Source organism: Dyella monticola (assembly GCF_003363155.1).
GTDB classification, from domain to species: Bacteria; Pseudomonadota; Gammaproteobacteria; order Xanthomonadales; family Rhodanobacteraceae; genus Dyella_B; species Dyella_B monticola.
Genome location: NZ_QRBE01000001.1, coordinates 337,990 through 362,576, shown reverse-complemented (window position 1 = coordinate 362,576; position 24,587 = coordinate 337,990). Strand labels below are relative to the sequence as shown.

Genomic DNA, 24,587 nt, shown 5'->3' with positions numbered 1-24,587 from the left:
ACGCGGTTACTCATTCACAGACTCCTGTGCGCGCTGCTCCATTACCTCGTTGATCTGCGCCAGCAATTCGGCCTCTTGATAAGGCTTACCCAGATACCGGTCCACACCGATATCGAACGCACGCTGGCGATGCTTTTCGCCGGTACGCGAGGTGATCATGATGATCGGTACCCGGCGCAGGCGCGGATCGGCTTTCATCTGCGTGGCGAGCTCGTAGCCATCCATGCGGGGCATTTCGATATCGAGCAGCACCAGGTCAGGCACACGCTCGTGCAGTTTTTCCAGCGCGTCCAAGCCATCCTTCGCGGTTTCCACTTCGTACTCGTGGCGTTCGAGGACGCGGCCGGTGACTTTGCGCATGGTGATGGAATCGTCCACCACCATGACCAGCGGACGCACGCGCAGCTCTTCGATCATCGGTGCAGTGGTGGCGTGATCGAGACCTTCGGCCAGACGTTGTTCGCGACGGGCCAGACCGTGGCGCACCAGCGGAGCGAGGTCGAGAATGACCAGCACCGAGCCGTCGCCCATGATGGTGGCGCCGAGAATGCCGGGCACCGAGCTCACTTGCGGGCCAACCGACTTCACCACGATTTCGCGCGAGCCGATCACCGCATCCACGCGGATGGCTGCACGCAACTCACCTGAGCGGGTGAGCAGCAGCGGCAACTGCTCGTCATCGCTGATACCCGGCACCAGGCCGAGCAACCCGGCCAGGTCGTGGATGGAGTAATCCTCGCCGTTGTAGTCGAACTGCGGATTGTCCTCGGCCAGACGCTGGGCCAGTTCATCCGGGCTGATACGCGCCACACCTTGCACCGAGGTCATCGGAATGGCGAAGCTGGATTCACCAATGCGCACCAGAATCGCCTGCGTGACCGCCAGGGTGAATGGCAGGCGCAGCACGAACGTGGTGCCTTCGCCCTGGCGCGATTCGATGGCAAGCGAGCCGCCCAACGACTTGATCTCGCTGGCCACCACGTCCATGCCCACGCCGCGACCGGCGAGCTGGGTGACGGTGCTGGCGGTGGAGAAGCCGGTTTGCGTGATCAGTGCGAGCAATTGGTCGTCGGACAAGCGCGTTTCCGAGCGCACCAAGCCGCGTTCGATCGCGCGCTTGCGGATCGCTTCGCGGTCCAGGCCGCGACCGTCGTCGCTGACGCGAACCACTACCTCGGTCGCTTCGCGCGTTACACGGATACGCACCGCGCCTTCGTCGGGCTTGCCCGCCTTATGACGTTCTTTCGGCGTTTCGATACCGTGCGCCACGGCATTGCGCAGCATGTGCTCGAACGGCGCCTTGATGCGGTCGAGCAGGTTGCGATCCATTTCGCCGTGCGCACCTTCCACGTACAGCTGCGCTTTTTTGTTTTCTTCCTGTGCGGCCTGACGCAGCGTGCGACGCAGGTTCGGCACCATGGTGTCGAACGGCAGCATGCGCGTGCGCAGCAAGCCTTCTTGCAGTTCCGAACTTACGCGCGACTGCTGGATCAGCAGCGTTTCGGCCTGACGGGTAAGTTCGTCCAGCATGCCCTGGATGGAGACCAAGTCCGACACCGATTCGGCCAGTGCGCGCGAGTACTGTTGCAATTGCGAGAAGCGGTCCAGTTCCAAGGGATCGAACACCGCGATGCCTGCTTCGCGGTGTTCGCGCTGGAAGCGCGCGATGATCTGCGCTTCGGTTTCGATTTCCAGCATGCGCAGCTGGCTGCGCAGACGCGCTACGGTCTGCTCCAGTTCCACCAGGTTGAAGCGGTAGGCCGATACCTGCTGCTCCAGGCGCGAGCGGTAGATAGCCACCTCGCCGGCGTGGTTCACCAGGCTATCGAGCAGTTCGGCGCGGACGCGGATCTGTTCCTGCGCGGTACGCGCTGCATCTTCATGCAGCAGTTCGTCTTCGATGGGTAGCAGCGAGGGCAGCTCGATGGGCGCGACGGGTATCGCGGGCGTGGCTTCGGCAATCGATGCCTGCGCCTCCTGCGTACCGCCCTGCAGCCGCTCGATCATGCTATGCGGATAGGCGATGGCCTTGCCTTGCGATACGCGCTGCACCAGGCCATGCAATTCGTCAAACGCAGCTTCGAGCGTGTCGATCAGCGGTGCGGTGCGGTGCGGATCGATGTTGTGCGAGCGTTCGAGCAAACTTTCAATCGCATGCGTAAGGTCGCCCACCGGCGCGACGCCAGCGATACGCGCACCACCCTTGAGGGTGTGCAACGCGCGGAGCAGACCGGCCATGTGCGAAACCTCGGTCGGTTCCGCATGCCACTGCGCCAGCGTGCTGTCGGCTTCGTCGAGAATTTCGCGCGCTTCTTCGCTGAAGATTTCCAGCAAGTCCTGATCGACGTGGCTAAAACTAAGCAGCTCGCCGGCCGGTACGCGTTCGACCGGCCGATGTTCGACCACTGGCTCAGCAACGACCGGTTCATCAGCAGGCTCATCAATCACCGGCTCGGGTTCCGGTGCGGCTTCGACTGGCGCAACCGGTTCTTCGTGATGCGGTATCTCGGCGGCCGGTGCTTGCACCAGCTCCTGGACTTGCGGGGCTTGTTCCGCCAAGGCGTCGTGCAGTTGCTCGATCAGCTCGTTGGCCGCTTCGTGGCCGATATCGAGATGGTGTTCGATCGATGCAGGGGTCTCGGTCGCTTCGACGATCGCCTGTTCGGGGTCGAGCGCTTCGAGGCTGGCCAGCAGTTCGGCGAATTCCTCGTCCTCGTCGCTGGGCTCAAGCACGTGATGATGAATCACCGGCTCGACGTTACCCAGTTCTTCGGCATCGAGGGCGTCAAGCAGTTCGGCGGTGTAATCGGCCGGCTCTTCCGTGGACACCTCCTCGCTCGCACGCGCTGGTTCCGCATGCTCGACGGCTGCGGGCTCGGCATGTGTCGTCGGTTCGATCGGCTCGAATGGGATCGGCTCGACGGTATGCGGCTCGAACACCACGTGCGCCATCTGCGGCTCGGGTTGGTGATCGCGCAATTCAGTAAGGCGCGCGATCAGTCCGGCTGCATCCGGCAGGTGCGGGTGCGGCGCATCGAACTGCGCCATCACTTCGTCCACGACATCCGCGCTTTGTTGCAGCAGGCGGATGCCTTCCAGCGAGAGCGGCTGGCCGCCTGCGCGCAGGCGCTTGAGCAAGCTTTCCAGCGGCGACAGCAGTTGGATCAGCAGCGGGATGTCGACCATCGCGATGGCACCGTGCAAGGTGTGCACGGCGCGCAGCAAGCCATCGTCGACCGGCAGTTCGCCTTCGGCGAAGGTGACGGTGTTGCGGATGGTCTGCAGGTATTGCGCCACTTCGCTGCGCAGGATTTCCAACAAGACCGGATCGACCGGCGGCAGCACCGGCGCATCGATCACCTCGACGACAGGTGCCGGTGGTTCGACAGGCTGCGCGGCAGCGACGGAATGCTCGGTATGGGTGGCTACCGGAATGGCATCGGCCAATATGCGCGGTACGCGGCGACGCACAACGCGGCGCACGGTCTGCGTGCCCATGGAAACGAACTGCTCCATAGCAGCCTGCTCGCCCGCAGCAAGCTGGTCGGCGGCGTGCATGATGGCGCTGAGTGGTGCGGTGGGAACGGTGCCGTCCAGCAGCATGGCGCGCAACTGCGGCAAGGCTTCAATGGCGTGGCCGACCAGCACCTGCACGCCGTCATGCGGCGGGACGGTGCCGTCCAGCACGCGATTGAGCATGTTCTCCACGCGCCAGGCAAATTCACCCAGCACGCTGGCGCCGACCAGACGGCCGGAACCCTTGAGTGTGTGGAACGAACGACGGATCGACATCAGCTCGCCGAGCTGCGTCGGATCGGTCATCCAGACCTGCTGTGCGTGGCGCAGGTTGCTGATCTCTTCCTGCATTTCCTCCAGGAAGATCTCGCGGATATCGTCGTCGATGCCTTCCGTGCTGGCCTGGAAGCCAGCCGTGGCGGCCAGTGGATCGATGCCGGAAACCTGTTCTTCGATTTCCTCGTCGATTTCCATCCAGTCGCCGTCTTCATCGGCAACGGCCGGCACATACACATGCGATTGGGTTTCGACCAGATGCAGGCCGGTGATGTCGTGCCCGATCGGCGCGGGTGTTTCGCTGCTGCCGATGAACAGCGCAGTGGCGTCTTCCCCTTCCGCAAGCGAAACCGGCTCGCTGAGCGACGGAGCGGGTGTCGCCACTGGTGCTGCTTCGCGCACGGTCTCCGGCGCGGCTTTGGCCAGCGGCGGCGGCCAGTAACCCAATCCGCCCAGGCTGTGTTCGGCGACATCCAATACGTGTTCGAGCCCACCGCGATGTTCGCGCGCGGCCTCCAGGTAATACTCCAGCGCGGCGAGCGCGTCGGCGAGCTGATCCATTTGCGCGCTGCTGGGAATGCGCTTGTCCACGCACAGCTCGTTGCCGATGAAACGGCCCACGCCTTCGGCGATCTGTGCCGCGCGTGGTGAAGAAAGCATGCGCAACGCGCCGGACACTTCGTCCATCTGCGCGGGCAGTCCATCGAGCTGTTCGTGTTGCCAGCCCGATTCGACGAAGGCGACGATGCCGTTCTTCACCTTGCCGGTGTTTCCCACGGCCTCGCTCATCAATGTGGCGAGGATGTGCCGCGCCTCGCTGCGCGGCATCATGCTGACTGATTGATCTTCGCTCGGCTGCTGTTCTGCGCCGAGGCTTTCGATGTGATCGTCCAGCGATGCTTCAACGTAAAGCAACGCGCCAGCCACGTCGAGCAGCGACTCCTCATCGGGGCTGCGCAGGCGGTTGGCCACCTCTTCCAATACACGCCTCTGTTCGTTCACAACGCGGCGTGGCACGTTCAGCGCGAGCATGCCCAGCGTATCGCCCACGCGCTCGAGCAGTTCGGCCTGCGCACCAAGCTGTGCCGGATCGGCATCGCTCTGGCGCAGGAACAGATCCAGCGCTTCCTTCACGCGCAGCAGATCGTCCTTCAGCGCGCGGGCCACCGAATCGAGCAATGCACGGTTGTGGCCGGCCATTGAGCCGCGTGCATGTTCCAGCTCGGTGGCATCGGGCATCAGGTTGTCGAGGTTGTACGTCTGCGCGAGCAGTGCCATCTGCGGGCTGCGCTGTTTGGATTGCGCCACGATGTACAGCAGCTTGCGCGCAAGATCGTCGGCGTCGCTGCCTTGCAGCGCGTCTTCACCTTGCTCGATCAACTGACGAATGCTGCGATCGACCTTACCGATCAACTGGCGCACGTCGGCGGCATGGCTCTTGAGCATGCCGTGATCGAGACCTTCAAGCACCGCGGCCGCGATCCACCACAGGCGCCGACCGGGAACGGTGGCGCAACGTGCTGCGATCGCGTTGAGCGTGCTGCGCATACCTGAAAGCTGCTGCGCGCTGCCTTGTCCGCGGAACCAGGCCAACAGCTGTTGTTGGAAACGCAGGCGCAATTCGCCGATCTCGGCCTTGCGTTGCTGCGCATCGCTGTCGGCGTTTGCGACCGGTGCCTGCGGCGGCAGTGAGGCTTCGAGGTTGGGTGTGAACAGCGCCGATTCGCTCAGCGCTTCTTGTTCGCGGCTGGCGCGCAGCTCATTGAGCAGCGGCAGCAATACCACCGGTACGTCGCGGTGACCGCTGGAAAGGCGTTCAAGATAATCGGGCAGTTGCATCAAGCCGCGCATCAGCGCGGCGTAAGCATCTTCGCGGTTGTGTACGTGGTCTTCGAGCAGGGAGATGGCGAGCGTTTCCATCTCTTCGGCAACCATGGCCGCGCCGTAGAGCTCCACCATGCGCAAAGTACCCTGCACCTGGTGCAGGTTGTCGGCGCACTGGCGCATGACGTCGCGTTCGCCGGGGTTGTCCACGTAGGACTCCAGCGCTTGTCGGGCGAGCGCAAGCGTTTCGTCAAGCTCAGGCTTGACCCACTGCAGCGTGGTGAAATCGATGTGGTCTTGAAGTCTCATGCGCCCCCCTCAGCGGCTGCGCTTTTGCGCATCGACACAACCGTCGAGGTTGCCCTCTTGTGAATGCCTGATAAAACCCGGTCCAGTGCCAACGTGGCTTACCCCGGCAACTTGAAGTGCGCCACCGAGCGGCGCAAGTCACTTGCCAGCTGTGCCAGGTAACCAATCGATTCGGCCGTCTGGCTTGCGCCTTGCGACGTCTGCGAAGTGATTTCCTGAATCGCGTTCATGGATTGCGAAATATCCGTTGCAGCGATCGACTGCTGACGCGCCGCGGCGGAGATGTTCTGAATCAGTGCGGACAAATCGTGCGATACGCGCTCGATGTCGCCCAGTGCGCTACCGGCGTCCTCGGCTTTGCGGGCACCGGCCACCACTTCGGCGGTGGTCTGCTCCATCGAGTTCACCGCTTCGTTGGTATCGGACTGAATCGTCTGCACCAGCGTTTCGATACGTTTCGTAGCACTCGCGGAGCGTTCCGCGAGGCGCTGCACTTCGTCCGCCACCACCGCAAAACCGCGGCCCGCTTCACCCGCCGACGCCGCCTGGATAGCGGCATTCAAGGCGAGGATGTTGGTCTGCTCGGCAATGTCGTTAATCAGTTCCACGATGGAGCCGATTTCCTGCGAGGATTCGCCCAGTCGCTTAATACGCTTGGACGTTTCCTGGATCTGGTCGCGGATCGAGTCCATGCCCGAGATCGTTTCACGCACCACTTCGGCACCTCGCGAGGCAATTTGCACCGAGCGCTCGGCCACATCGGCCGACTCGGCGGAGTTCTTGGACACGTCGTCCATCGAGCTGGCGATCTGGTTGATCGCGGTGGTCGCCGTACTGATGCGATGCGCCTGGGCTTTCGCGGCGTCGGCCAGGTGGCGTGCGGTGGTCTGCGTTTCCTGGGCGGAGGACGATACCTGCTCGGAGGTTTCGTTGATCGTCGTCACCAGGGTGCGCAATTCGTCGATAGCGTAGTTCACCGAGTCGGCGATCGCGCCCGTGATGTCTTCGGACACGGTGGTTTTTACCGTCAGGTCACCTTCGGCGAGCGAACCCATTTCGTCCAGCAGGCGCATGATCGCCTCCTGGTTGCGCTGGTTGAGCTCGGTACTCTCGCGGAAGCGGCGGCGCTGGTCGCCGACGAGTTGGATAACCAGCAAGATCGCAAAAGCCACGGCGCCGCCCGCGCCGATCACGCCCCACCAGACGTTCGGGAACAAACGACGCACGGGCAACAAGCCGATCTGCTCGGACAAGTCGTTCGCGCGCAGCAGCACGTTCTGCGAGTCCAGCGAGGCCTGGTTGCCGGCGCTCTTCACTTCGGCGAGGTTGTTGGCAGCAGCAACGAGCTTGGAAACCGGATCGCTCAGCTTTTGCCAGTCGCCCTGCATTTCCGAGAGGATCTTGCGCGCATTGGCATCACCCAACTGCTGCACGCCCATGCTCTGGTTACCTTGCAGCAGGCCTTGCAACACTTCGCCGTAGCTCTGCGCATCGCGCGACAGACCGTCGGCGGATGCTTGCGCCGAGTCGCCGCCCTGCAGCACCTCCTGCACGCGACGGATGATACGGTCGGCCAGCAGCATCTGACGGGAGGCGCCAAGCATTTCGTCGGCGCTACTGCCCTTGCGCTGCTGCAGGATGTTGACCACCTGCTCCATGTTGGAGTTGAGCAGCGGCAATTGCTTGGAAAGGTCGTCGGCGCGCTGCGAGGAATCGAGCACCACCGCCTTGTTGGACAGGATCTTGCCGATGTCGCCATCGAGCTGGCTCCAGGCATCGGCCAGCTTGCTGACGGAACGGCCGGTCGGCGTGACGTTCTTGTCGGCATAGGGCTTCATGCCGGTCTTGGCATCGCCTTTGACCAGGCGCTGCACCGACGAATCGATCGCGTCGCGCGCGTTTTCCAACTCAGCGAACGAATCGGAGTTACCGCCGGAGGCCTCCAGCGCGTACTTGGCCGTCTGCTGCGAAAGCACCTGAATCTGCGTGGTGAGCGCGCTCGCCTGACGGTCTTCACCGTTCTTGAGGTTGAGTAGAACGAAGTCGACCGCCGCGAAGCCGATCGATACCACCAGCAAGACGATAAGGATGGTATATCCCCGTTCCTTGCCGACGCCCCCTGTAGTGCTCATATCTTCACCTCATCCGTCTACTCACCACGACCCTGTCCCCCTGACCACTCTCAAGGAGGGTTTGGGCGAAGGACCGGGGCTTGCTATAACTTTCATAATTATCGTGAAGCAAATTTGTTGCCATTCATCGCGCCAATCACGCGGCTGCCTGGCGAAAATCCGGGGCACGCACCAACCTGCCCATGCTGAACAATGCCAGCCGCTGTCCGTCCACATCCACGCGATCCTCGACGAAACGGGCCAGGCGCGGATCGTCTTCGTGCTCGGCGTCACGACGTTGCTCTGAATCCACCGTGCGCTGACCGAACACTTCGTCCACCAGCAACGCCACGTTGCCGGCGCCCTGGCGCACCACCAGCAGGCGCGCGCGTTCGGAATGCTGCGTGCGCTCACTGAACAGGAAGCGCGCCATATCCACCACGGGCATCAGGTTGCCGCGCACGTTGGCCACGCCCAGCAGCCACGGCTTGGTACCGGGCACCGGCGTCAGCGGCGGGACCGCGAGCAGTTCATTGATTTCGTCGATAGCGCTCACGAACAATCGGCTGCCCGCGCGGTAGCCGATACCGCGCCACAGACCCGGTGCTTCGAAACGTTCCTGCGTGCCTGACGCGTGTGCGAGCGAAAGCCGCTCGTAACGGGCCAGGACTTCGAACGGCGAGTGGGCGGCGGTCGCGTTCATCAGGCTGCCTTCGGCAGCAGCTCGTCGATGCACGCCAACAGTTCCTTCTCGTTCACCGGTTTGGTGATGAAGGCCTTGGCGCCCTGACGCATGCCCCACACGCGATCGGTTTCCATCGACTTGGTGGTGATGATGACGATCGGAACGCCGGCGGTCGCTGGATCGCGCGTTAACGTGCGCGTCGCCTGGAAGCCATTCATGCCGGGCATGATGACGTCCATGATCACGAGATCCGGGCGCGTGGCACGCACGCGCTCGATCCCGTCTTCGGCGTTGTTGACAGCATCGACGCGATGACCGGCGCGTTCGAGCAGCGTGGTGAACACGCGCACGTCGGTCGGCGAATCGTCGATGATGAGGATATTAGCCACGGCTCCCCCTTTAGAGCTGATCTTCACGAGCCTCAAACCGTGCTGGCGACATGACGGTGGATGGCACCAAGCAGTTCATCACGCGTGAACGGTTTGGTGAGGTATTGCTCCGCGCCGACGATGCGGCCGCGCGCCTTGTCGAACAACCCGTCCTTCGAGCTCAGCATAATCACCGGCGTCGAACGGAACTGCGGATTATTCTTGATCAGCGCGCACGTCTGGTAGCCGTCCAGCCGCGGCATCATGATGTCCACGAAGATGATGGCCGGTTTCTGGTCGGAGATCTTGGCCAGCGCCTCGAAGCCGTCGACAGCAGTGAGCACCTCGCAGCCTTCTTTCTTCAGCAAGGTCTCTGCCGTGCGGCGGATGGTCTTTGAGTCATCGATAACCATGACCTTCAGACCCGCTAGGCCGTTCGTACCTACATTCAAGTTCACTTAACCCCCCTGCTGCCTGCCCCAGGCTCAGGTACAACATTTGGTGAACGGAAATCGCCGCCACCTAACGCGAATGAAAAATCCTGCTCAAACCATCTCAGGTGCCCGATTCTTCGTCAGGCACTCCGCCGTTGCTGTTTACTGCCTAAGATGGCCTTCCGTCAAGAAAAAATCGTTTGGGACGGGGTGCTTATCGCGAAATTGGCAATGACGAATGTGAAGGACTTGGGCTCCTGAGGCCCTGGACCAGGTGGCGACCACCCGGGTGTGTGCCTGCTTCTGTGCCTGCAGCCATCGCCGGCGTCCCCTGCCCCTTGTGCCTTCCGTGCCCCCTCAGCCAACATGCACGCCCCGCCACATCGCCTCTGCAGAACCGCCATGCCCCGTTCGGTCGCCGTGCTGATGGACCCCATCGGCAGTATCAAGATCGCCAAGGACACCACCTTCGCCCTGCTGCTGGAAGCCGCACGGCGAGGACATCAGCTCTACTACATGGAACAGGGCGACCTGGCCCTGCGCGACGGCGTGCCGTGGGCGCGGCTGCGCTCCCTCAGCGTGAAGGACGATCCGTCCGGCTGGTACACCCTGGGCGAGGCGCGCTGGACCGACTTGCGCGAGCTGGACGCGGTGCTCCTGCGCAAGGATCCACCGGTCGATGCGCAGTTTCTCTACGACACCCTGGTGATGGATGTAGCCCAGCGCGCTGGCGTGCAGGTGGTGAACGACCCGCGTGCCCTGCGCGATTGCAACGAAAAGGTGTTCGCCCTGCACTTCCCCCAATGCATGGCGCCGACCCTGGTGGCGCGCGATCCGGCCCAATTGCGCCACTTCGTCGCCGAACATGGCGATGCCGTGCTCAAGCCGCTGGACGGCATGGGTGGGCGCGGCATCTTCCGCGTGCAATCAGGCGACAAAAATCTCAATTCGATGCTGGAAACGCTGCTTGGCGGTGATGCGCACGGTCAAGGTCGTCAGTTCGCCATGGCGCAGAAGTTCATCCCCCAGATCAACGCGGGCGACAAGCGCATCCTGATGATCGACGGCGAGCCGGTGCCCTATGCGCTGGCCCGCATTCCGCAGGGTGACGAATTCCGCGGCAACCTCGCCGCTGGCGGACGCGGCGAAGGCGTGCCGCTGTCCGACCATGATCGCTGGATCGCCGCGGAAATCGGCCCGGAACTGCGCCGCCGCGGACTGCGTTTCGTCGGCCTGGATGTCATTGGCGACTACCTGACCGAGATCAACGTCACATCGCCGACGTGCGCACGCGAACTGGACAAGCAGTTCGGGCTTAATATCGCGGGAATGCTGTTTGACGCTCTTGAGAGTAGGTCAACCCTCGCGTGAATGCCGTAGTCCAACGCCCCGGCGACAACAAAATCGGGGCCACTTTCATTTTTTCCCTGCTGGTGCACGGCCTGCTGCTGTTCGGTATCGGCATCGGCTACGTCGCGACGCGCCCTGCGTTGCCCACGCTCGATGTCACCCTGGTGAATGTTGCCAACAGCGAAGCGCCGGACAAAGCCGATTTCCTGGCCCAGGCCAACAACAAGGGCGGCGGCGACAGCGACAAGTCGAGCCGTCCATCGCAACCCTTCTCAGGCCTTCTTCCCGTACCTAGCCAAGGTACGGCGCCGCAACCGGTCACGGCGGCAACACCAGCGCCGCAACAAGCTACCGACCAGCGCATGCTCACCACCACCGGGCAGGCCAGTTTCAGCGTGAACAGCGACACCGCCAAGGATGCGCGCGATACGCCGGACACCGCCAATGACAGCGAAGCGCGCATCGAACAACAGGCTGCACAGCTCGCTGCCGAGGTGCGCCAGCAAAGCCGGGCCTACGCCAAGCGTCCGCACAAGAAGTTCATTTCGGCAAGCACCAAGGAATATGCCTATGCCGCGTACATGCGCGGCTGGGTGGATCGCATCGAGCGCGTGGGCAATCTCAACTACCCGGAAATGGCGCGCGAGCAACACCTGCATGGCGATGTGATTCTCACCGTGGGTCTCGACCGCGACGGCGGCGTACACAGCATCGACGTTACGCAAAGCTCCGGCTACAGCGTGATCGATAAAGCAGCGATCGCAATCGTGAAACTTTGTGCACCGTTTCCGCCGCTGCCACCCGATAGCAAGGAAAAAGTCGACATCCTTTACATCACGCGCACCTGGCAGTTCCAGCCGGGCGACGTGTTGAAAACACGGTGAGCGGACGGGCGTACACTCTCGCCCGGCAACGCCGGTAAACGCCGATAAACGCCGTTAATTGTTGGCCAACGCCGTAGCGGATCGAGCTACGGTATCGGCATTGTTTACAGCGTTGTCAAACGTGAATGGATAAAGCTGCCCCCCGAGATTGGGGCGCCGATTGCCAGCCCGATCCAAATACCAACCATCGTTAGTGTGTGCTCCGGCATGCGTATGTTCGTGCACCATCGTCTCAGTGAGCGCCTGATCTGATTGGCCAGCCGAATTCGGAGCGAAGGCGATGATTCCATTGGACCGGGATTCTGCCGCCGCACCTGGCCTTAAATTCTCGATCGCAATATCTGCGCCTCCTGCGTCTTTGCTCTTCAGCAGTGCCTTCAATGTCGCAAGAAACTCCTGTTTGATGCGCGCCCTGCCTTCGGGTGTCGAAGCTTCGGGACCAAAAAGTTTGCTCATGATCTGGGCCGTTGCGCCAGACCACCCTTTATCAATCTGATCCAACGCCCTGCGGACCGTTTGTATGCCACTGTCGAGGGCATGCATCAGGCGGCCGTGAAAGCCCGCCGGTTCCTGCCCGTGCGTTTCACTCGCGCCAGGGTACTGAGACCCGACTCCTCCTGGTGCGCCGCCTCCTTGAGTGCCGGCTCCTCTCTGAGTACCGCCGCCTCCTTGAGCACCGCCCGGACCTGTCATTACCTCGGGCGGCACAGCACTTTGCACGCCCCACTTGGTACCGACATGGCCTGGACGCCCGAGTGTCCCCACCGCTTTGCCTGTCTGGGGATCCAGGACGCGCCACGTCGAGGTATGCGAATCAAAGTCGCCCACCTGATAGACGTTCCTATCGACATCGATGAAATGATCCTTGCTTCCGTCCTGGTTTACATGCGTGTACACGCCGTTACGATCGGGTCGCAATCCATCCAGGCGACTTCGGTCCACCCGGTATCGGGACAAATCCGGGCCACGTGGTTCGTGTGTACCGGCTGAAATATCCGGCACACGCGGGGGAAAACCTTCGGCTCGATTGACATGAGCCGGTAACAAATAACCTGCACCTGGTGCGCCGTGACCCGCATCATTTGTCGCTGTACGAGCCTGTCCCTCATAGCGCCCGGCCAGATAGCAAGGCGTAGATGTAGATATAGCGTTAATGGACATCGCGGTTCCTTCACTGTTTCCCTGGGCGAACCTTAGAAGTCGGCTGGCGCCATCTGGGGGTACGTATCAACCCCGGATCCACCCATACGTTGCTCATGAATCCGGTTCAGGGCAGACGCCGCCGCACCACCGGCCTACAATGCGGGCATGCACGCCAACTCGCCGCAGTCCCTCGCTGGTCAGTTCCTGATCGCCATGCCCAGCCTTACCGAGCCGCCGTTTTCGCGTGGTGTGGCCTTCGTTTGCCAGCACGATGAAGACGGTGCGGTAGGCCTCCTGGTCAACCAGCTTTCCGAATACCGCTTCGGCGACGTGTTGGCGCAGATGAAGCTCAACTGCAACGATCAGGAGTTGGCCGATGCGCCGGTGCTGATCGGTGGACCCGTGCAGCAGGAGCGCGGGTTTGTGCTCCATCGCGAACACGGTCATTGGGAATCGAGCTATCGCATCAACGGTGATTGGTCGGTCACCACCTCGCGCGACATCCTGGTGGCGATGGCGGCCGGCGAAGGCCCGCGCCAGGCGCTGATAGCGCTGGGGTATTCAGGCTGGGGCGCCGGCCAGCTCGAACAGGAATTGAAAGACAACACCTGGCTCACCGCCGATGCCAGCGAACGAGTGATCTTCCACACCCCGCTGGAAGAGCGCTGGAGTGCCGCCGCGGGCCTGGTTGGCATCGATCCGCTGCAACTTCCCGGCTACGCGGGCCACGCATGAGCTGCGTGTTCGGCTTCGACGTCGGCAGCAAATTTATCGGCGTCGCAGTCGGCAATCGCGTCACCGCCAGCGCCCGCGCCATCGCCACCCTCGCCATGCGTGACGATGCGCCCGATTGGGCCGTGCTCGATACCCTGCGCAACGAATGGTTGCCCGACAGCTTCGTGGTGGGTTTACCGCTTACGCTAGAGGGCGACGAACAAGCCGCAAGCAAACGCGCGCGCCGCTTCGCCGAGCGCCTGCGCGAACGCTACGGCGTGCCGGTGACCTTGGTGGACGAACGCCACAGCTCGCGCGAAGCCGCTGAGCGGTTTGCCCGGGCACGCGCTGCAGGATTGAAACGCCGCCGCGACGCCGCACAGTTGGATGCCGAAGCGGCGGCTGTGATTCTCGAACGCTGGCTGCACGAAGCCGCATAACAACACACAAAAGACTCCCGCCATGTTCCAACGCCTGCGCCACCTCACCACCCTGGAAAGCCTGTCGCGCGATTGCATAGAGCGATTGCTCGACCGCGCCATCACCATGCGCGACGCCTGCGCGCACGGTACGCGCAAGCTGGACCTGCTCAATGGGCGCACCATTCTCAACCTGTTTTTCGAGCCCTCCACGCGCACGCGCACATCCTTCGAACTGGCGGCGCGGCGCCTCGGTGCGGATGTCATCAATTTCGACATCGGCTTTTCTTCCACCGCCAAGGGCGAGGAGCTGTTCGATACCTTGCATACGCTGGAAGCGATGCATCTGGACGCCATCGTCGTGCGCCACAAAGTCTCCGGCACACCGGACGAACTTGTGCGTCACGCCATGAGCGGCGTGTCGGTGGTCAACGCCGGTGATGGCAATCGCGCACACCCCACGCAGGGTCTGCTCGATGCGCTCACGGTTCGCCAACACCGTCCTGATTTTCGCCAGCTCACCGTGGTGATCTGCGGCGACGTCAAGCACTCGCGCGTCGCGCGCTCGGACGTACACGCGTTCACCAAGCTCGGCGCCCGGGAAGTACGCTTGTGCGGCCCGACTGCGTTGATGCCCGATCAGCAGGAATTCCCTGGGTGCAAGTTCTATGACAACTTCGACCAGGCCATCGAAGGCGCGGATGTAGCGATCATGCTTCGCCTGCAGAAAGAGCGCATGGCCAGCACCGATCTCCCCGACGAGGCGGCTTATTTCCGCGAATATGGCCTGGACAGCCGGCGCCTTGCGCTGGCCGCGCGAGGCTGCATGGTGATGCACCCGGGTCCCATCAACCGCGGCATCGAAATCGCTTCGGAAGTGGCCGACGGCCCGCAATCACGCATTCTCGAACAGGTTGGCAACGGCGTATTCGTGCGCATGGCGGTGCTGTACGAAATGCTGGCGCGCTGATCGCCCCGACCACGTCGAACACAGGGCTACCACGCCGGCAACACGCCAAACAGGCATAATGTCGCGCTATATCACGACCTCCCGGGAATTGAATATGCGTAGAACCAAGCGCGTGCTGGCGCTGGCGTTATCCGGCTTGATGCTGGCCGCCTGCTCGCACAAGGACAAGGATGCCCCCCTGGCCTTCGTGCCGGCGGATACGCCCTACGTTTTGGCCAATCTCGACGTATTGGATGACACCACGCGCCAGGCTCTGTTGACCCAGCTCGACGCGGAGATGCCGGCGCAGGTCGCGCAACTGAAGACACAGGCCGACCAGCTCGCCAGTACCGATCCGGACATGGCCAAGTACCTGCGCACCCTGGCTGGCGAATTTGACGGCAAGACGGCCGAACAGATCATCCAGGAAACCGGCGTCAACCCCAAGGGTTATATGGCTTTTTATGGCATCGGCCTGTCGCCGGTGCTGCGCATGGAGCTGGCCGACGCGAACGCGTTCGACAGTTTCGTCGCCAAGCTTCAGAACGATTACGGCAAGAAGTTCGACGCAGTGACCCTGGGCACGCAGAGCTACCAGCGCTACGTCGCGCCTGCCTCCCACGTGCAGTTCATCGTGGCGGTGGTCGGCAAGCATGCGGTACTCGCGCTGCTGCCGCAGGATGCTCCCCAGCCATTGCTGCGTCAGGTACTGGGCCTGGATCGCCCCGCCAAGAGCGTGCAGGACACCGATCGCCTGACCGACCTGGCTAAATCCAAGGGCTACGCGAAATGGGCGGTCGGCGACATCAATGTCGCGCGCCTGCTGCCGCTGGCCATCGGCGGCAAGGATCCCCTGGCCCAGGCATTCCTGAAAACGCGTGCGGAAAACGAATCGACCAAGACGGGCGAACCGGTGACGAACCTCATGCAGGTTCCGGCCAGCTGCCCGGCCGAGGCGGCACGCATCGCGGCGCGCATACCGGAAATGAGCATGGGCTACACCACGCTCGACGAGAAACATCGGGATATGCGTTTCGACGTATCGCTGGCCAGCGATATCGCTAGCGCGTTCAGCGGTCTGAAAGTGGAGCTGCCCGGCCTCGGCAACGATCCCACCGCGCCCTTCGAGGTGAGCATTGCCTTGCCGATGCCGCAACTGCGCGCTTTCTGGAGCGCCCAGGCCGAAGCGGTGGCGGCCAAGCCGTTCGCCTGCCCCGTGCTGGATAACCTCAACGACACCTTCAGCAGCCTGGGTGACAGCATGCAGAAGGCCGCGGTGCCCCCGATCGGTGACCTGCTCGGCCTGCACATCGCGCTGGACAGCTATACCCCCAATCCGAATGGCGGCATGCCGAAATTCTCAGGTCGCCTGGTGATCGGCACGAACAACCCCGCCGGCTTGCTGGCGATGGCGCAGATAACCAGCCCTCTGCTCGCGGGTCTGAAGCTCACTCCCGACGGCAAACCGGTGGCGTTGCCGGCGCAGGTCACCAATGCATTGAGCGAATCGGGCTGGGCGGCGATGGGGCCCAAATCCCTCGGCGTTGCGGTGGGCAGCGATGAGGACAGCAAACTGGCCGACGTCATGCAACAGCCTGGCGGCGAGGCCGGTGAGCTGATGCGCGCGCACCTGGACGGCGGCATGTACGCCAACTGGATCGACCTGCTGGAGCAGCGCGCGGAAACCGCCGCGACCATGGCCGCTACCGCCAACCCGGATGACGCCGATCCGCAGAACGACCAGAAGAACACCACCGCGGCCATCGCCAGCACCAAGGCGCAGTTCGAGGCGATGAAGTCGGAAGCGGCGCGCATCAAGGCGATCGGCATGCAGGTGCAAATGAAGGATGCCGGGCTGGTAATCACCACGCACACTGAGCTGAAGTAACTGTCCGCCACTAAGCGCCATCAACAAAAGGCGGTCAACAAAAAAGGAGCCAAATGGCTCCTTTTTTTAGCAGGCTTACCGAAGTTGGGCTCCCTCTCCCCCTACGGGTAGGAGAGAAAGCAAAAGCATCAACGCCGCAAAAACCCGCTGCCCGCACCGTTCTGGTTGGAACGATCTTCTTCCAGTTCCACGCCTTCCAACCCCTGCGACAAGGTATGCGCATCGCCACCCTGCGACAGCTTGATGCGCAGGCGCACTTCGTTGGAGCTGTCAGCGTGGCGCAACGCATCTTCGTAGCTGATCTCGCCGGCCTGATAAAGCTGCACCAGGCTCTGGTCGAAGGTCATCATGCCGAGATTGGTCGACTCCTTCATCACTTCCTTGAGCTTGTGAATCTCGCCTTGGCGGATGTAGTCCTGCACCAGCGGCGTACCCAGCATCACTTCGATCGCCACGCGACGCGCCTTGCCATCGGGCGTAGGAATGAGCTGCTGCGCCACGATACCCTTGAGGTTCAAGGACAAGTCCATGAATAACTGCTCGCGCCGATCTTCCGCGAAGAAATGCAGGATGCGGTCGATCGCCTGGTTCGCGTTGTTGGCGTGCAGGGTGCACAGGCACAAGTGGCCGGTTTCGGCGAAGTTGATCGCGTATTCCATGGTTTCGCGCGTACGCACTTCGCCGATCAGGATCACGTCAGGGGCCTGGCGCAGCGTGTTCTTCAGTGCGTTTTCCCAGCTGTCCGTGTCGATACCCAGTTCGCGCTGGGTGATGATGCAGCCTTCATGCTTGTGCACGTATTCGATCGGATCTTCGATGGTGATGATGTGGCCGGTCGAATTCTGGTTGCGGTAGCCAACCATCGCCGCCAGCGAGGTCGACTTACCCGTACCGGTCGCACCTACGAAGATGATGATGCCGCGCTTGGTCATCGCCAGTTGTTTGATGACCGGCGGCAGGCTCAGTTCGTCGATGGTGGGAATCTTCGATTCGATCCGACGCAACACCATGCCGACACAATTGCGCTGATAGAAGCACGATACGCGGAAACGCCCCACGCCTTGCGCCGAAATCGCGAACTGGCATTCGTGTGTCTTTTCAAATTCCTCGCGCTGCGCAGGCGTCATGACGTTGATCACCATGTCGCGCGACTGCTGTGCCGACAGCGGGCTCTGCGTGATCGGCACGACACGTCCCTGCACCTTCATGGAAGGCGGCACGCCAGCGGTGATGAAAAGGTCCGACGCTTTCTTGTGGACCATCAATTTGAGGAACGAGGTAAAGTCGAATTCGCTCATGGCGTGCTCCTCTTAGGGCGTGCCCTTTTCACTTGAACACTTCCTTGTTCTTCGCATAGCCGACCGCCTGTTGCCGGGCGACCAAGCCGCGCTTCACCAGGTCGAGCAGGTTCTGATCCAGCGTCTGCATGCCGTACTGCTGGCCGGTCTGGATGGAGGAATACATTTGCGCCACCTTGTCCTCGCGGATCAGGTTGCGGATGGCGGGGATGCCCACCATGATCTCGTGCGCGGCGATACGCCCACCGCCCACTTTTTTCAGCAGCGATTGCGAGATCACTGCACGCAGCGATTCGGACAGCATCGAGCGCACCATCGGCTTTTCGCCGGCAGGGAACACGTCGATGATGCGGTCGATGGTCTTGGCCGCCGAACTGGTATGCAGCGTGCCGAACACCAAGTGGCCCGTTTCCGCGGCGGTGAGCGCCAGGCGGATGGTTTCCAGGTCGCGCAACTCGCCCACGAGGATGAAATCCGGGTCTTCGCGTAGCGCAGAACGCAAGGCTTCGTTGAAGCCGTGCGTGTCGCGGTGCACTTCACGCTGGTTGACCAGGCACTTTTGCGAGGTGTGCACGAATTCGATCGGATCCTCGATGGTGAGGAGATGACCGTATTCGTTCTTATTGATGTGATCGACCATCGCCGCCAGCGTGGTCGACTTGCCCGAACCGGTCGGGCCGGTGACCAGGATCAATCCCTGCGGCTGTTCGATCAGCTCGCGGAATACCTTCGGGCAACCCAGATCGTCCAGGGTCAGCACTTCGGAAGGAATGGTACGGAACACCGCACCCGCACCGCGGTTCTGGTTGAAGGCATTGACGCGGAAACGCGCGAGGCCGGGAATCTCGAACGAGAAGTCGGTCTCGTAGAATTCTTCATAGTCGCGCCGCTGCTTGTCCGACATGATGTCGTAGATCAGCGAGTGCACCTGCTTGTGGTCCAGCGCGGGAATGTTGATGCGGCGCACGTCGCCGTCTACACGGATCATCGGCGGCAGGCCCGCCGACAGATGCAAGTCGGACGCCTTGTTCTTCACCGAGAAGGCAAGCAGTTCGGCGATATCCATCGGATGTTTTCCCCTAAAGCCGATCGTCTGTATGAATACGTGCCACAACAGGACGACGGTTGTCATCCGGGCAGACGCACGGGCGCAGCACACCGGCCCCGCCTTCCCCCGTCCCTGCAGCCTGTGCCGATACTACTCGCGGCTTGGGTCGGGCAGCCAGTCTTGCTCTCGTTTAATTGCGGGCCTGAGCACAGAAAGACCTGGAGCGGGGAATGTAGGGATCACGGCGTGCGGCCTGCCTATGCTCGCTCGCGCTTTCCAGTATCCATCCTCGCTCCGACGAAAGCCTTGCCTTCCTGGTTTCCCCTTCCCTGTTCCCTATTCCCAGACCTCCATTAAGGTATAAACCCCGCACAACCTTCGAACTGTCCACATCCATGACCCACATCGCATTCATCGGCGGAGGCAACATGGCGCGAAGCCTGATCGGCGGCCTGCTCAAGACCGGCGTGGCCGCCACCACCCTGCGTGTCGCCGAACCGCTGGCGCAGGCACGCGAAAGCCTGGGGCGGGATTTCGGCGTCGTCACCTTCGCCGACAACCGCCAGGCCGCGGCGGATGCCGATGTGCTGGTGCTCGCCGTCAAGCCGCAGGTGATGCCTGCCATCTATGCGGAGCTGCGCGATACCCTGCAGCGCAACCGGCCGCTCATGATTTCAATTGCAGCCGGCGTGCGTATCAACCAACTGGAACGCTGGTTCGGTAACTTGTTGCCGATCGTGCGCTGCATGCCCAATACACCGGCCCTGATCGGCGCCGGCGCTACCGGCCTGTGCGCCAACCTGCGCGTGACGCCGGCGCAGCGGGAACAGGCGCAACATATTCTCGACGCCGTCGGCATCACCCGCTGGATCGATGACGAAGCGCTGATGGATACGGTGACCGCGATTTCCGGCTCCGGTCCCGCCTATTTCTTTGCCTTCGTCGAAGCGTTGGAAAACGCCGCCGTGGCACAAGGCATGCCGCGCGAGACGGCCCGCATCCTCGCCACGCAAACCTGCCTGGGCGCCGGTCGCATGCTGGCGGAAAGCAACGAAGCGCCGGCCACATTGCGCCAGCGCGTCACCTCGCCCAACGGCACCACGCAGGCGGCGCTGGAAAGCCTCGGCGCCGATCAGTTTCCGCGCATCGTCGCGCGTGCCGTGGCCGCTGCCACACGACGCGGTGAAGAGCTCGCCGCCGCCCTCGACAAGGACTGAGACCCGCCATGCTTTATGTGCTTCAAGCGCTGTCATTTTTAATCCAGATCGCTTTCGGCGCCCTCGCCACGCTGTTCCTGGTGCGTCTGCTGGCGGAAGCCAATCGCGCGGACTTCCATAATCCGCTCAGCCAGTTCGTCTACCGCTATACCAACCCGGTGCTGGCGCCCGTCCGGCGCGTGCTGCCGAACTGGCGGCGCATCAACCTGGCGGCGGTACTGGTGCTATGGCTTGTTTTTCTGATCGAGCGCGCGGTGCTCTTCGCGTTGGCGGGTGCGTTGCCGGCGTGGCTTGGCTTACTGGTGCTGTCCCTGGCTGATCTGCTCGATTTCATTTTGCTGTTCTATATCGTGGTGATATTCGGCTGGTCGCTGCTCAGCATGTTTTCCGTCGATCAGTACCATCCGGTTCTTCGTCTGGCCAGCGTTATCGTGCAGCCATTGCTGCGTCCGCTGCGCGGCAAACTGGTGGTCGCGAATCTGGATTTTGCACCGATGGCAGTGATGATCGTGCTGGTGCTGGCGCGCCTGCTGGTGACCGCCCCGTTGGCCGACTTCGGCATGCGGCTGGCACTCGGCGGCTAGCTTCATGAAGAAATACCCGCTCCTGCTGTGCCTGGTGCTTGCGTCCGGTGCAGCGGGTGCGGCGCCGTCCGAGCCACCGCAAGTGGTGCTGCATGGCACGGTGACAACCCAAAGCGGCCGATATCCAGCGTGGCTCACCTTGATCTGCACCCAAGGCCACGGCGGCGCGCTTTCCCTGCAGTTGGCGCTGGCCAACGACGTGGCACCCGGTTTTCCTTTCGATGCCTTCGAGGGGCCGCGTGCGCCGGCCTCGTTTCAGCCCAGCGCGCGGCTTGCAGCGGGAACGAAAAGCTTCGCACCGGTTCCCGTATCGGGCTGGTATGGCGATGCACATCTGTTTGTATTCGGCATCACGGTGAAGCCCAGGACGCATAATGACGTCACGGCGTTCGTCGCGGCGCTCGACAGCCCCGGCATGACCGCCACCTGGATTCAAGCGAGCAACGATATACAAACGCCGCCGCTGATGGCGCAATTCACGCTCGATGCGCAACACCGCGATGCGTTGAAGCGAATCGCCGCGCCATGCCTGCCTTTGCGATACCTCTAACTGGGCCTACCTCAGAGCGCCACCTTTCGACCGCATACCCACGTCCAGCCAGAGGCCTCACCTTGCCTCATCGTCATTCCGGCGAAGGCCGGAGTCTATGCTCCGCATTCGCGATGGATTCCGGCCTTCGCCGGAATGAATATGAGGCAACGGGATGGCATAGGGTTAGAACAAACCCGTGTGGCAACGCTCACTTTGGACCAGACAACGCGTCACCCATGACGAGCCACCCAGCCGGCGATCACTGCATGGATCGCGTCCAAACCATCGAACAAGGCCGCCGGCCCAGGCTGCAAAATGATCGGTGACTTGATTTCGTACAGATCGCCGTTACGCACGGCCGGAACCTCATCCCAACCCTCCCGCGCGGCCACACGCTCGGGACGAAAGCGCTTGCCGCACCAGGACCCGAGGATGATGTCCGGCGCACGCCGGGCGACCTCGCCGCCATCGGCGAGAATCCGATGCTTGGCAAGCGGCTCGCGCGCAAGTTCAGGGAAAAGATCCTCGCCACCGGCGATGTTGACCAGCTCCGCCACCCAGCGAATGCCGGTGATCAACGGCTCATCCCATTCTTCGAAGTAGACCTTGGGTCGGCGCGAGCAGGCCGACGCGGTGGCGCGCACCTGAGCAAGATGCGCTTCGGCGCGCTGCGCATACTGCTCGGCCTTTTCATGCGCGCCCACCATGGCGCCCAGGCGGCGGATATAAGCGAGGATGCCTTCCACGCTGCGATGATTGCTGATCCACACCTCGATGCCCGCACGAATCAATTCGCGCGCGATATCCGCCTGGATGTCGGAAAAACCGATCACCAGATCCGGTTGCAGCGCAAGGATTTCATCGAGCTTCGCACTGGTGAACGCCGATACCTTCGGCTTCTCCTTGCGCGCACGCGGCGGTCGCACGGTGAAGCCGGAAATGCCGACGATGCGATGCTCTTCACCTAGCGCATACAGCACTTCAGTGGGCTCTTCGGTAAGGCAGACGATGCGATGGGGAAAAGGGTCGTGCTTTGTCATGTGCTCACATCTAATGCCCGAACACCGTTACCGTGACTTTGCGCTGATGGGGATCGATCCGGTGTTCCCACAGATAAATCCCTTGCCACGTTCCCAGCTGCGGTTTACCGCCATGGACGGGAATCGTCAGGCTCACGCCAGTGAGAATGGCCCGCACATGGGAAGGCATGTCGTCCGGACCTTCGGTGTCGTGCTGGAAGATCGCATCGCCATCCGGCACGGCGCGGGCAAACCAGCGCTCCAGGTCTTCACGCACCGTCGGATCGGCGTTCTCGCTGATCAGCAGCGAACAACTCGTGTGTACGGTGAAGATATTGACCATACCGGTCTGCACGCCGCTAGCCGCCACCAGCTCGGCCACCTTCACGGTGATCTCGCTGAAGCCCCGGCCGCGGGTGTGAACAGTGAAGCCATTCTGCGCAACATGCTCGGCGGGTGTGGCTCGGCTCATGGCACGCATCCTTAGGGATAAAGCAGCCTGCTGGTCCACGTCTGGCCATGACGATCCCAGCGCACGCGTTCGTGCAGCCTGAAGTTGGCGCCATACCAGAACTCGATCATGTCCGGCTCAACCAAGTAGCCGCCCCAATGCGGCGGACGCGGTACGTCGCGGCCGGCAAACTGTTGTTCGTAATGCGCCACGCGTTGCTCGAATGTCTCGCGCGTTGGCAGCGTTTGCGACTGCAGCGACGCCCATGCACCGATCTGGCTGCCGCGCGCGCGGCTGGCGAAGTAGGCATCCGATTCTTCCTGCGCCATCTTGCGCGCGGCCCCCTCCACACGCACCTGCACACCCTCGCGCAGCCGCTTCCAGTGAAAGCACAGCGCCACTTGCGGATGGGCATCGAGCTGCACGCCCTTGTCGCTCTCGTAGTTGGTGAAGAAGCGAAACCCGCGTTGATCAACCCCTTTCAGCAGTACGATGCGAGCGCTGACGCGACCGGCCGCATCGACGCTGGACAGGTTCATGGCGGTGGGCTCAGGATCGCCACTGGCCACGGCCTGGTCCAGCAGAGTGTTGAAAGTGTCAAGGATCTCGGGCTTGAGCATGGGATGTGATCTAAGGTCTTGAATCGTAGCCAGCGCACGTCATGATTACGCGATGAAGGATGATGCTAGCACGCAGAACCATGCCCTAGCCGGCCACCTGCTGGATCACTACGCCGGTCGCATTGCACGCACCCAGGGGCCCTACGTCCTTGGCCTTTCCGGCCTGCAGGGAAGCGGCAAGAGCACGCTGGCGCGGGTCATCAAAGCCCAGGCCGAGCATCGTGGCTGGCCGACCGAGGTGCTATCGCTGGATGACTTCTACTACGCGCGCAGCGAACGCGAGGCGTTGGCCCAACAGGTGCATCCGCTGCTGCGCACGCGCGGTGTGCCCGGCACGCACGAGATCGAACTGCTGCTGTCCGTGCTTGCCGCGTTGCCCCACGCGTCGGAAAAATTCCCTGTGACGTGGCCGCGTTTCGACAAAGGTCGGGATACGCGCACGCCGCCTTCACGCTGGCCTCGCACCACACGCCCCCCGCGGCTGGTGGTGGTGGAGGGGTGGGCGCTGGGGTTGCGTCCGCAATTGGAAAGCGCGCTGGATGAGCCAATCAACGCGCTGGAGCGCACCGAAGACCCCGACGGCCGCTGGCGTCACTGGGTGAACAAGCAATTGCGCGCCTACCAGCCGCTTTGGCGCAAGCTCGATGCGTTGATCGTACTGCAGGCACCCAATTGGGAAGTCATTCGCGAGTGGCGCAGTGAGACCGAAAAAGAACTGCTGCGGCGCGGCGCCCCGCTGGCCATGGACAAGGAGGCCATGAAGCGCTTTCTCGCGCATTTTGAGCGCCTCAGCAGGCATGCTCTGGCCACCTTGCCATCATTGGCCGACACCTGTGTGGAATACGACACGCATCACCACGTGACAGCTCTCAATCACAGCTGACGCACGCGTACCGCATTTCTCCCGGACGCACCAAGGCATCCCATGCCATCGACGCCACTGGGATG

21 protein-coding genes are annotated in these 24,587 nt (G+C 62.4%); 10 read left to right on the top strand and 11 right to left on the bottom strand.

All coding sequences use genetic code 11. The features are described from left to right. Positions 1 to 6: 6 nt before the first annotated feature. The 5 genes from DWU98_RS01400 to pilG all read right to left on the bottom strand — a co-directional run bounded on the left by DWU98_RS01400 (position 7) and on the right by pilG (position 9,502). Complete coding sequence (locus DWU98_RS01400; protein ID WP_115493685.1) at positions 7 to 5,925, bottom strand: Hpt domain-containing protein; 5,919 nt, start codon at positions 5,923 to 5,925, stop codon at positions 7 to 9. 98 nt (positions 5,926 to 6,023) lie between these two features. Then, positions 6,024 to 8,057 carry a methyl-accepting chemotaxis protein gene (locus DWU98_RS01395; RefSeq protein ID WP_115493684.1) on the bottom strand — a complete coding sequence of 678 codons (2,034 nt, stop codon included), beginning with the start codon at positions 8,055 to 8,057 and terminating at the stop codon, positions 6,024 to 6,026. Positions 8,058 to 8,193: 136 nt separating this feature from the next. Next, complete coding sequence (locus DWU98_RS01390; protein ID WP_115493683.1) at positions 8,194 to 8,739, bottom strand: chemotaxis protein CheW; 546 nt, start codon at positions 8,737 to 8,739, stop codon at positions 8,194 to 8,196. Further along, complete coding sequence (locus DWU98_RS01385) at positions 8,739 to 9,110, bottom strand: response regulator (protein WP_115493682.1); 372 nt, start codon at positions 9,108 to 9,110, stop codon at positions 8,739 to 8,741. Before DWU98_RS01385 ends, DWU98_RS01390 begins: the two co-directional genes overlap by 1 nt. A 32-nt stretch (positions 9,111 to 9,142) precedes the next feature. Next, entirely contained in the window at positions 9,143 to 9,502 is a 360-nt protein-coding gene (gene pilG / locus DWU98_RS01380) for a twitching motility response regulator PilG (protein WP_188795642.1), read from the bottom strand. Positions 9,503 to 9,925: 423 nt separating this feature from the next. Here pilG and gshB point away from each other — a divergent pair, with 423 nt between their 5' ends. Continuing rightward, the gene (gene gshB / locus DWU98_RS01375; protein WP_115493680.1) at positions 9,926 to 10,894 is read left to right on the top strand and encodes a glutathione synthase; all 969 of its coding nucleotides are present in this window, start codon (positions 9,926 to 9,928) and stop codon (positions 10,892 to 10,894) included. Continuing rightward, positions 10,891 to 11,757, top strand: a complete 867-nt coding sequence (locus DWU98_RS01370; RefSeq protein ID WP_115493679.1) for an energy transducer TonB — start codon at positions 10,891 to 10,893, stop codon at positions 11,755 to 11,757. Before gshB ends, DWU98_RS01370 begins: the two co-directional genes overlap by 4 nt. Positions 11,758 to 11,811: 54 nt before the next feature. On the opposite strand, the gene DWU98_RS01365 is transcribed toward DWU98_RS01370, so the two are convergent. Then, positions 11,812 to 12,213, bottom strand: a complete 402-nt coding sequence (locus tag DWU98_RS01365; protein WP_147293172.1) for a hypothetical protein — start codon at positions 12,211 to 12,213, stop codon at positions 11,812 to 11,814. 852 nt (positions 12,214 to 13,065) lie between these two features. Here DWU98_RS01365 and DWU98_RS01355 point away from each other — a divergent pair. The 4 genes from DWU98_RS01355 to DWU98_RS01340 all read left to right on the top strand — a co-directional run bounded on the left by DWU98_RS01355 (position 13,066) and on the right by DWU98_RS01340 (position 16,870). Further along, entirely contained in the window at positions 13,066 to 13,635 is a 570-nt protein-coding gene (locus DWU98_RS01355; RefSeq protein ID WP_115493676.1) for a YqgE/AlgH family protein, read from the top strand. Then, the gene (gene ruvX / locus DWU98_RS01350) at positions 13,632 to 14,054 is read left to right on the top strand and encodes a Holliday junction resolvase RuvX (protein ID WP_115493675.1); all 423 of its coding nucleotides are present in this window, start codon (positions 13,632 to 13,634) and stop codon (positions 14,052 to 14,054) included. The genes DWU98_RS01355 and ruvX overlap by 4 nt, the downstream gene beginning before the upstream one ends. 22 nt (positions 14,055 to 14,076) lie before the next feature. Continuing rightward, on the top strand, positions 14,077 to 15,003 hold the full coding sequence (locus DWU98_RS01345) for an aspartate carbamoyltransferase catalytic subunit (RefSeq protein WP_115493674.1): 927 nt from the start codon (positions 14,077 to 14,079) through the stop codon (positions 15,001 to 15,003). Between the two features lie 94 nt (positions 15,004 to 15,097). Further along, the gene (locus tag DWU98_RS01340; RefSeq protein ID WP_115494131.1) at positions 15,098 to 16,870 is read left to right on the top strand and encodes a hypothetical protein; all 1,773 of its coding nucleotides are present in this window, start codon (positions 15,098 to 15,100) and stop codon (positions 16,868 to 16,870) included. Positions 16,871 to 16,998: 128 nt separating this feature from the next. On the opposite strand, the gene DWU98_RS01335 is transcribed toward DWU98_RS01340, so the two are convergent. Both DWU98_RS01335 and DWU98_RS01330 read right to left on the bottom strand, forming a co-directional pair. Continuing rightward, entirely contained in the window at positions 16,999 to 18,168 is a 1,170-nt protein-coding gene (locus DWU98_RS01335; RefSeq protein ID WP_115493673.1) for a PilT/PilU family type 4a pilus ATPase, read from the bottom strand. 28 nt (positions 18,169 to 18,196) lie between these two features. Further along, entirely contained in the window at positions 18,197 to 19,234 is a 1,038-nt protein-coding gene (locus DWU98_RS01330) for a type IV pilus twitching motility protein PilT (protein ID WP_115493672.1), read from the bottom strand. A gap of 377 nt (positions 19,235 to 19,611) precedes the next feature. Here DWU98_RS01330 and proC point away from each other — a divergent pair, with 377 nt between their 5' ends. Genes proC through DWU98_RS01315 form a run of 3 tightly spaced genes read left to right on the top strand, consistent with a single transcriptional unit; the run spans position 19,612 to position 21,567 of the window. Continuing rightward, positions 19,612 to 20,433, top strand: a complete 822-nt coding sequence (gene proC / locus DWU98_RS01325; RefSeq protein ID WP_115493671.1) for a pyrroline-5-carboxylate reductase — start codon at positions 19,612 to 19,614, stop codon at positions 20,431 to 20,433. An 8-nt stretch (positions 20,434 to 20,441) separates the two neighbouring features. Then, complete coding sequence (locus DWU98_RS01320) at positions 20,442 to 21,017, top strand: YggT family protein (RefSeq protein ID WP_115493670.1); 576 nt, start codon at positions 20,442 to 20,444, stop codon at positions 21,015 to 21,017. Positions 21,018 to 21,021: 4 nt separating this feature from the next. Further along, positions 21,022 to 21,567, top strand: a complete 546-nt coding sequence (locus DWU98_RS01315) for a hypothetical protein (protein ID WP_115493669.1) — start codon at positions 21,022 to 21,024, stop codon at positions 21,565 to 21,567. Positions 21,568 to 21,779: 212 nt separating this feature from the next. Here the strand turns inward: DWU98_RS01315 and DWU98_RS01310 are convergent, their stop codons facing one another. Genes DWU98_RS01310 through pdxH form a run of 3 tightly spaced genes read right to left on the bottom strand, consistent with a single transcriptional unit; the run spans position 21,780 to position 23,639 of the window. After that, positions 21,780 to 22,589 carry a cobalamin-binding protein gene (locus DWU98_RS01310; protein WP_115493668.1) on the bottom strand — a complete coding sequence of 270 codons (810 nt, stop codon included), beginning with the start codon at positions 22,587 to 22,589 and terminating at the stop codon, positions 21,780 to 21,782. A gap of 10 nt (positions 22,590 to 22,599) precedes the next feature. Next, on the bottom strand, positions 22,600 to 23,040 hold the full coding sequence (locus DWU98_RS01305) for a secondary thiamine-phosphate synthase enzyme YjbQ (protein WP_115494130.1): 441 nt from the start codon (positions 23,038 to 23,040) through the stop codon (positions 22,600 to 22,602). 11 nt (positions 23,041 to 23,051) lie between these two features. Further along, positions 23,052 to 23,639 (bottom strand): pyridoxamine 5'-phosphate oxidase, encoded by a 588-nt coding sequence (pdxH, locus tag DWU98_RS01300; protein WP_115493667.1) that lies wholly within the window; start codon positions 23,637 to 23,639, stop codon positions 23,052 to 23,054. A gap of 52 nt (positions 23,640 to 23,691) precedes the next feature. Between pdxH and DWU98_RS01295 the strand changes: the two genes are divergently transcribed. Further along, on the top strand, positions 23,692 to 24,522 hold the full coding sequence (locus DWU98_RS01295; RefSeq protein ID WP_115493666.1) for a kinase: 831 nt from the start codon (positions 23,692 to 23,694) through the stop codon (positions 24,520 to 24,522). Positions 24,523 to 24,587: the final 65 nt, after the last annotated feature.

Excerpts from the sequence above, each read along its gene's own strand:
- pdxH (WP_115493667.1), bottom strand. The coding sequence starts at position 23,639 with ATGCTCAAGCCCGAGATCCTTGACACTTTCAACACTCTGCTGGACCAG.
- DWU98_RS01335 (WP_115493673.1), bottom strand. The coding sequence starts at position 18,168 with ATGAGCGAATTCGACTTTACCTCGTTCCTCAAATTGATGGTCCACAAG.
- DWU98_RS01355 (WP_115493676.1), top strand. The coding sequence starts at position 13,066 with ATGCACGCCAACTCGCCGCAGTCCCTCGCTGGTCAGTTCCTGATCGCC.
- DWU98_RS01400 (WP_115493685.1), bottom strand. The coding sequence starts at position 5,925 with ATGAGACTTCAAGACCACATCGATTTCACCACGCTGCAGTGGGTCAAG.
- ruvX (WP_115493675.1), top strand. The coding sequence starts at position 13,632 with ATGAGCTGCGTGTTCGGCTTCGACGTCGGCAGCAAATTTATCGGCGTC.
- DWU98_RS01345 (WP_115493674.1), top strand. The coding sequence starts at position 14,077 with ATGTTCCAACGCCTGCGCCACCTCACCACCCTGGAAAGCCTGTCGCGC.
- DWU98_RS01315 (WP_115493669.1), top strand. The coding sequence starts at position 21,022 with ATGAAGAAATACCCGCTCCTGCTGTGCCTGGTGCTTGCGTCCGGTGCA.
- DWU98_RS01295 (WP_115493666.1), top strand. The coding sequence starts at position 23,692 with ATGAAGGATGATGCTAGCACGCAGAACCATGCCCTAGCCGGCCACCTG.
- pilG (WP_188795642.1), bottom strand. The coding sequence starts at position 9,502 with ATGGTTATCGATGACTCAAAGACCATCCGCCGCACGGCAGAGACCTTG.
- DWU98_RS01365 (WP_147293172.1), bottom strand. The coding sequence starts at position 12,213 with ATGAGCAAACTTTTTGGTCCCGAAGCTTCGACACCCGAAGGCAGGGCG.
- DWU98_RS01340 (WP_115494131.1), top strand. The coding sequence starts at position 15,098 with ATGCGTAGAACCAAGCGCGTGCTGGCGCTGGCGTTATCCGGCTTGATG.
- DWU98_RS01305 (WP_115494130.1), bottom strand. The coding sequence starts at position 23,040 with ATGAGCCGAGCCACACCCGCCGAGCATGTTGCGCAGAATGGCTTCACT.
- proC (WP_115493671.1), top strand. The coding sequence starts at position 19,612 with ATGACCCACATCGCATTCATCGGCGGAGGCAACATGGCGCGAAGCCTG.
- DWU98_RS01390 (WP_115493683.1), bottom strand. The coding sequence starts at position 8,739 with ATGAACGCGACCGCCGCCCACTCGCCGTTCGAAGTCCTGGCCCGTTAC.
- DWU98_RS01395 (WP_115493684.1), bottom strand. The coding sequence starts at position 8,057 with ATGAGCACTACAGGGGGCGTCGGCAAGGAACGGGGATATACCATCCTT.
- DWU98_RS01320 (WP_115493670.1), top strand. The coding sequence starts at position 20,442 with ATGCTTTATGTGCTTCAAGCGCTGTCATTTTTAATCCAGATCGCTTTC.
- gshB (WP_115493680.1), top strand. The coding sequence starts at position 9,926 with ATGCCCCGTTCGGTCGCCGTGCTGATGGACCCCATCGGCAGTATCAAG.
- DWU98_RS01310 (WP_115493668.1), bottom strand. The coding sequence starts at position 22,589 with ATGACAAAGCACGACCCTTTTCCCCATCGCATCGTCTGCCTTACCGAA.
- DWU98_RS01330 (WP_115493672.1), bottom strand. The coding sequence starts at position 19,234 with ATGGATATCGCCGAACTGCTTGCCTTCTCGGTGAAGAACAAGGCGTCC.